The sequence below is a fragment of the Streptomyces purpurogeneiscleroticus genome (assembly GCF_020024005.1).
GTDB classification, from domain to species: domain Bacteria; phylum Actinomycetota; class Actinomycetes; order Streptomycetales; family Streptomycetaceae; genus Streptomyces; species Streptomyces purpurogeneiscleroticus.
In genome coordinates, this window is sequence record NZ_NHSG01000041.1 from 1 (window position 1) to 6576 (window position 6576).

Sequence of the window (6576 nt, forward strand, 5' to 3'; positions counted from 1 at the left end):
CCCCCAATTGAGCAACCCCCACGGCGCCCAGCCAGTTCCGCGAGAGCGGCGGCGGTTTAGCCGCAAAAAAGGGCGCGAGCGGGGCCGGGGGAACGTGCCCCGCTCGCGCCGAACGCGCGGTGCCGTAGGTACGGGGGGAACCCCGGCTCCCGCGCAGCCGATGACCAGTCGGCTTCAGTACGTACAGCGTCACGGTCGCCAAAAACGTCACACCGGCCGCTCCGGACGGCCGCCCGGCCCGTCGCCTACTTGTATATGACGACCTTCGTCCCCGGGCTGACCTGCTGAAACAGGTCGGCGATCCGCTTCTTGTCGCGGACGTTGACGCAGCCGTGCGAGGCGCCGGCGTAGCCGCGGGCCGCGAAGTCGCTGGAGTAGTGGATCGCCTGGCCGCCGCTGAAGAACATCGCGTACGGCATGGGCGTGTCGTAGATCGTCGAGACGTGGTGGCGGCTCTTGAAGGTGATGCCGAACGTGCCCTCGCGGGTGGGGGTGTACTGCGAGCCGAAGCGCACGTCCATCGCGGAGACGACCTTGCCGTCAACCATCCAGGCCAGCGTGTCACTCTTCTTGCTGATACAGATCACGCGGCCCGTGAGGCACCGCTTGTCGGGTGCCGCGACCGGCCGGGTGGTGGGCGGGTACAGCTCGTCGCGCGTCGGGCGCTGCGTCCGTACGCGGAGCGCGCTCAGCGTCGCCTGGTCCACGCTGCCGGTCCGGGGGAGGCCCTGGTCACGCTGGAAGGCCGTGACGGCGGCGGCCGTGATCGCGCCGTAGTACCCCGTCGGATTCCGGTCGAAGTGCTTCAACTGCCGCAGCCGCGCCTGCAGTTCACGCACCCGCTCGCTGCGGGCCCCTGGCGCGAGCACCGGCTTCGGGGCGGCCTGTGTCGGCTCGGGCGCGGGCGCGCGCGTCGAAGGCGGTGCGGCCGGGGCCGTCGGAAGGGATGCGCTCGGTGCCGGAGCGGCGTGTCCGCCGCCCTTGCCGTCGTCGATCCGTACCCGCATTTCCTTGCAGCCGGTGGTCACCGACAGTGCGGCGGCCAGCGCCAGCGTGCCGGCCAGCGCGCGGAACGTTCCACTGTGATGCCTGTGGCGCCTGCGACACATGCGACGCATATCCCACCCCCGTGGTCTCACCCGCCCCTTCCCATGCTTCCCGGCGCTGCGGCCCGCCGAACCTGCGGCCATGCTGGGAGTCATGCTGTGAGCAAGGTCCCAGCCTGCGACCCTCCACGGGGCGCACGGTCGCCGCTACAGTCCGTCGCAAAGGCACTTCGTTACTGAGCAGTAGTCCAGCGTTACTGAGCAGCAGTACAGCGGGAGGCAGGCACCATGGCGCGCGAGTCCGGCAGCTCTCGACACACCGAGAGCGGATTGCCCATCGAGCCCGTTTACGGTCCGGACGCCCTCGGCGACTGGGACCCGGCGGAGAAGCTGGGTGAGCCCGGCGCCTACCCGTACACCCGTGGTGTGTACCCGACGATGTACACCGGACGCCCCTGGACGATGCGCCAGTACGCCGGATTCGGTACGGCCGCCGAATCGAACGCCCGGTACAAGCAGCTGATCGCGAACGGCACGATGGGCCTGTCCGTCGCCTTCGACCTGCCGACCCAGATGGGTCACGACTCCGACGCGCCGATCGCCAGCGGTGAGGTCGGCAAGGTCGGCGTGGCGATCGACTCCATCGAGGACATGCGGGTGCTGTTCGGCGGCATCCCGCTGGACAAGGTCTCCACCTCGATGACCATCAACGCGCCCGGTGCCCTGCTGCTGCTCCTGTACCAACTCGTCGGTGAGGAGCAGGGCGTGGACCCCGCCAAGCTCACCGGCACCATCCAGAACGACGTGCTGAAGGAGTACATCGCCCGCGGCACGTACATCTTCCCGCCCAAGCCCTCGCTGCGGCTGATCGCCGACATCTTCAAGTACTGCAAGGCCGAGATCCCGAAGTGGAACACCATCTCGATCTCCGGCTACCACATGGCCGAGGCCGGTGCCTCGCCCGCGCAGGAGATCGCCTTCACCCTCGCGGACGGCATCGAGTACGTACGGACCGCCGTCGCGGCCGGCATGGACGTCGACGACTTCGCGCCCCGCCTCTCGTTCTTCTTCGTCGCCCGCACCACCATCCTCGAAGAGGTCGCCAAGTTCCGTGCCGCGCGCCGGATCTGGGCCCGGGTGATGAAGGAGGAGTTCGGCGCGAAGAACCCCAAGTCGCTGATGCTGCGCTTCCACACGCAGACCGCGGGCGTGCAGCTGACGGCCCAGCAGCCCGAGGTGAACCTCGTCCGCGTCGCCATCCAGGGCCTCGGTGCGGTCCTCGGCGGCACGCAGTCGCTGCACACCAACTCCTTCGACGAGGCCATCGCGCTGCCGACCGACAAGTCCGCGCGGCTGGCGCTCCGTACGCAGCAGGTGCTGGCGTACGAGACGGACGTGACGGCCACCGTCGACCCGTTCGCCGGGTCCTACGTCGTCGAGAAGATGACCGATGACGTCGAGGCCGCGGCCGTCGAACTGATGGGCAAGGTCGAGGAGCTGGGCGGCGCCGTGTCCGCCATCGAGCACGGCTTCCAGAAGAACGAGATCGAGCGCAGCGCGTACCGCATCGCCCAGGAGACCGACTCGGGCGAGCGCGTCGTGGTCGGCGTCAACCGCTACCAGCTCGACGAGGAGGAGCCGTACGAGCCGCTCCGCGTCGACCCGGCCATCGAGGCGCAGCAGGCCGAGCGGCTGAAGAAGCTGCGCGCCGAGCGGGACCAGGCCGCGGTGGACGCGGCGCTGGCCGACCTGAAGAAGGCCGCCGAGGGCACGGACAACGTCCTGTACCCGATGAAGGACGCGCTGAAGGCCAAGGCGACGGTCGGCGAGGTCTGCAACACGCTGCGCGAGGTCTGGGGCGCTTACGTCCCGACGGACGCGTTCTGAGCGGGTGGGCGCGGGCACTGCCCGCGCCCTGCGTCAAACTGTTCCTATGTCGTCACCCCGCCGCACCTGCCCCGTCTGCACCAGAGAGATCGCCGTGGTCGGCGGGCGGTTCGCCCGGCACGATCCGCCCGGGCGGCGTACGGGGCTCGAACTGATCTCGTGTCCCGGCTCGCGGCGGATGGCGCCCATGATGGCGCCGGCGGAGAAGCTGTTCGACCCGGAGGAGCCGCCGTTCCCGGGGCAGCAGCCGCTGTTCTGAGGCCGCGCGCCCTTTTGCCCGTTACGGCGCGAGGATGTCCAGCTCGGCCATCGCGCCGACGGTGATCTCACGGGTCAGTTCCTCCGCGCGGGCCGCGTCGCCCGTGCGTACCGCCTCCGCGACCTGGACGTGCAGGGTGACCGCCGCCGGGTCCGGGTCGGTGAACATCACGTGGTGGTGGGTGCGGCCGGTCAGGATCGCCGCCACGACGTCGTTGAGCCGGGCGAACATCTCATTGCCCGAGGCCGTGAGCAGGGTCTTGTGGAAGGCCGTGTCATGGACGAGGTACGCCTCCAGCTGCTGGCCGCGTGACGTGGCGACCATGCCCATGGCGTGCTCGGTGAGCGCCGCGCACTGGTCGGGCGTGGCGTGCCGGGCGGCCAGGCCCGCCGCGGCCGGCTCGATGGCGCAGCGCAGCACGGTGAGCGAGCGCAGCTGGCGGGGCCGGTCGGCGCCGGCCAGCCGCCAGCGGATGACCCGCGGATCGAAGACGTTCCACTCCTCGGTGGGGCGTACGGTCACGCCCACCCGGCGCCGGGATTCGACCAGGTGCATGGACTCCAGGACCCGGACCGCCTCGCGGATGACCGTGCGGGAGACGTCGAAGCGCTGGGCCAGCTCATCGGTGCGGAGCACCGTGCCCGGACAGTGCTCGCCCGCGGTGATCTCCGGCCCGAGGGACTCCAGCACTCTGGCATGCAGCCCCTGCCCCGTGTTCTCCATGGGATAAGCCTACGTTCCCGGCTCGCGGGAATAATAAGTATGACGTTTGTGTCACAGACTCTTGAATACGTCGTACCTAATGGGTTTCAGTGGGGCGATGCATTCGAGCCACTCAGGTGGCTCGACCGCCAAGTCAATGAGGACGAACGAGCGAGGTAGACCGCGATGAGCACCCCCCATGTCATCGTCGTGATGGGAGTCGCCGGCACCGGCAAGACGACGATCGGACCGCTCGTCGCTGATGCGCTGGATGTCCCGTACGCCGAGGGAGACGACTTCCACCCCCCGGCCAACATCGCCAAGATGTCCGCCGGCACCCCGCTCGACGACGCCGACCGCTGGCCCTGGCTCGACGCCATCGGCGCCTGGGCGCACGGCCGGTCGGGCAAGGGCGGTGTGGTCAGCAGCTCCGCGCTCAAGCGGGCCTACCGCGACCGGCTGCGGGCCGAGGCCCCCGGCATCGTCTTCCTGCACCTCACCGGATCCCGCGAGCTGATCGCGGGCCGCATGGCCGAGCGCAAGGGCCACTTCATGCCCACCGCGCTCCTCGACTCCCAGTTCGCCACCCTGCAGCCGCTCGGCGAGGACGAGCGGGGCGTGGCGGTGGACGTCTCCGGGACCCCCGAAGAGATCACCGAGCGGGCCGTCGCCGCGCTGCGGCAGCTCGACGAGGGCGCTTCCCCGGCCACCACCGAGCTCTGATCAGGAGCCGCATCCCCCAGCTCTGAACCGGCCCCTTCCCCCGGGGTCCGGTGCCGAGCCGTACCCATGAGCTCCGATCGTGAGACCGGGCTCCAACCGAAGGAAAAGCCGTGACCCATCTCAGCGTCGAGATGATGGCAGCGGACGCGGTCGAGCCGATCACCTCGGCCGGCAACGCGCAGCTGGGCATCTCCGTGCTCATCGGCATCGCCGTCATCGTCCTTCTCATCACCAGATTCAAGCTGCACGCCTTCCTGTCACTGACCATCGGCTCGCTGGTGCTCGGTGCGGCGGCGGGCGCGCCGCTGGACAAGGCCATCACCAGCTTCACCAACGGCCTGGGCTCGACCGTCGCGGGCGTGGGTGTACTGATCGCGCTCGGCGCGATCCTCGGCAAGCTGCTCGCCGACTCCGGCGGCGCCGACCAGATCGTCGACACCATCCTCGCCAAGTCCAGCCGGCGGATGATGCCCTGGGCGATGGTGCTGATCGCCGCGATCGTCGGCCTGCCGCTCTTCTTCGAGGTCGGCATCGTCCTGCTGATCCCGGTCGTGCTGCTGGTCGCCAAGCGCGGCAATTTCTCCCTCATGCGGATCGGCATCCCGGCCCTGGCCGGCCTCTCCGTCATGCACGGTCTGGTCCCGCCGCACCCCGGCCCGCTCGTCGCCATCGACGCGATCAAGGCCAACCTGGGCATCACCCTCGGCCTCGGCGTGCTCGTCGCGATCCCGACCGCGATCCTGGCCGGCCCGGTCTTCGCCCGCTTCGCCTCCCGCTGGGTGGACATCGAGCCGCCCGAGAAGATGATCCCGCAGCGTCCTTCCGAGGACCTGGAGAAGCGCCCCAGCTTCGCCGCGACGCTCTCCACCGTCCTGCTGCCGGTCATCCTGATGCTCGCCAAGGCCCTGGTCGACATCGTCGTCGACGACCCCGAGCAGCACGTGCAGCGCGTCTTCGACGTCATCGGTTCGCCGCTGGTCGCCCTGCTGGTCGCGGTACTGGTCGGCATGTTCACCCTGGGCAGGGCCGCGGGCTTCGGCGCCGGCCGGCTCTCCACGACCGTGGAGAAGTCCCTCGCCCCGATCGCCGGCATCCTGCTGATCGTCGGCGCGGGCGGCGGCTTCAAGCAGACCCTGGTCGACGTCGGCGTCGGCGACATGATCCTGGACATGTCCAAGGACTGGGGCCTGCCGGCGCTGCTGCTGGCCTGGCTGATCGCGGTCGCCATCCGCCTCGCGACCGGCTCCGCCACCGTCGCCACGGTCTCCGCTGCGGGCCTCGTCGCCCCGCTGGCCGCCGACATGAGCCCCGCCCACGCGGCGCTCATGGTCCTCGCCGTCGGCGCCGGCTCGCTCTTCTTCAGCCACGTCAACGACGCGGGCTTCTGGCTGGTGAAGGAGTACTTCGGGATGAACGTCGGCCAGACGATCAAGACCTGGTCCCTGATGGAGACGGTCATCTCCGTCGTCTCGATCATCGTCGTGCTGCTGCTGTCGCTGGTGTTGTAGCCCGGCAGCCCCGCACGGGGGAATGACGTCGCGGAAGGGCCGTACGGACGGATAGCGTCCGTACGGCCCTTCCCGTACGAGAGGCGACCCCATGACCACCGATGACGGCGTACCGGCCGGCAGCGACGTACCGGTCGACAACGGCGTACTGGTCGATCACGCCCTGGTACGCGCCGCGGAGGAGGCCGTCGCGGCCTACGCGCGCGGTGACGACCACACCGTGGCGGCGGCCGCCCGCACCGCCGACGGCCGCATCGTCACCGGCCTGAACGTGTACCACTTCACCGGCGGCCCCTGCGCCGAGCTGGTCGTCATGGGGGCCGCGGCCGCACAGGGCGCGTACGACCTGCGCCAGATCGTGGCGGTCGCCGACGAGGGCCGCGGCATCATCCCGCCCTGCGGCCGCTGCCGCCAGGTCCTGCTGGACTACTACCCGGACATGACCGTCGTC

The 6576-nt window shown here is 69.9% G+C and carries 7 protein-coding genes; 5 read left to right on the forward strand and 2 right to left on the reverse strand.

Annotated elements, in window-relative coordinates; all coding sequences use genetic code 11:
- Window positions 1-245 precede the first annotated feature (245 nt).
- Window positions 246-1109 carry a L,D-transpeptidase family protein gene (locus CCS38_RS01105; protein ID WP_223731282.1) on the reverse strand — a complete coding sequence of 288 codons (864 nt, stop codon included), beginning with the start codon at window positions 1107-1109 and terminating at the stop codon, window positions 246-248.
- Window positions 1110-1334: 225 nt separating this feature from the next.
- Between CCS38_RS01105 and CCS38_RS01110 the strand changes: the two genes are divergently transcribed.
- Window positions 1335-2933, forward strand: a complete 1599-nt coding sequence (locus CCS38_RS01110; RefSeq protein WP_030254102.1) for an acyl-CoA mutase large subunit family protein — start codon at window positions 1335-1337, stop codon at window positions 2931-2933.
- Between the two features lie 46 nt (window positions 2934-2979).
- Window positions 2980-3192: a hypothetical protein gene (locus CCS38_RS01115; RefSeq protein ID WP_030254100.1), complete on the forward strand. Its 213-nt coding sequence runs from the start codon at window positions 2980-2982 to the stop codon at window positions 3190-3192.
- Window positions 3193-3213: 21 nt separating this feature from the next.
- Here CCS38_RS01115 and CCS38_RS01120 read toward each other — a convergent pair whose 3' ends face one another.
- Window positions 3214-3915 (reverse strand): FadR/GntR family transcriptional regulator, encoded by a 702-nt coding sequence (locus CCS38_RS01120; protein ID WP_223731283.1) that lies wholly within the window; start codon window positions 3913-3915, stop codon window positions 3214-3216.
- Window positions 3916-4080: 165 nt separating this feature from the next.
- Between CCS38_RS01120 and CCS38_RS01125 the strand changes: the two genes are divergently transcribed.
- From CCS38_RS01125 to CCS38_RS01135, 3 genes are all read left to right on the forward strand, one after another.
- Complete coding sequence (locus tag CCS38_RS01125; protein ID WP_223731284.1) at window positions 4081-4617, forward strand: gluconokinase; 537 nt, start codon at window positions 4081-4083, stop codon at window positions 4615-4617.
- Between the two features lie 110 nt (window positions 4618-4727).
- On the forward strand, window positions 4728-6125 hold the full coding sequence (locus CCS38_RS01130) for a GntT/GntP/DsdX family permease (RefSeq protein ID WP_223731285.1): 1398 nt from the start codon (window positions 4728-4730) through the stop codon (window positions 6123-6125).
- 91 nt (window positions 6126-6216) lie between these two features.
- On the forward strand, window positions 6217-6576 hold a 360-nt coding region (locus tag CCS38_RS01135), incomplete at its 3' end, for a cytidine deaminase family protein (RefSeq protein WP_223731286.1).

What these genes read in the sequence shown, in the direction of transcription:
- CCS38_RS01110 (WP_030254102.1), top strand. Translation starts at nt 1,335, where the DNA reads ATGGCGCGCGAGTCCGGCAGCTCTCGACACACCGAGAGCGGATTGCCC.
- CCS38_RS01125 (WP_223731284.1), top strand. Translation starts at nt 4,081, where the DNA reads ATGAGCACCCCCCATGTCATCGTCGTGATGGGAGTCGCCGGCACCGGC.
- CCS38_RS01105 (WP_223731282.1), bottom strand. Translation starts at nt 1,109, where the DNA reads ATGTGTCGCAGGCGCCACAGGCATCACAGTGGAACGTTCCGCGCGCTG.
- CCS38_RS01120 (WP_223731283.1), bottom strand. Translation starts at nt 3,915, where the DNA reads ATGGAGAACACGGGGCAGGGGCTGCATGCCAGAGTGCTGGAGTCCCTC.
- CCS38_RS01115 (WP_030254100.1), top strand. Translation starts at nt 2,980, where the DNA reads ATGTCGTCACCCCGCCGCACCTGCCCCGTCTGCACCAGAGAGATCGCC.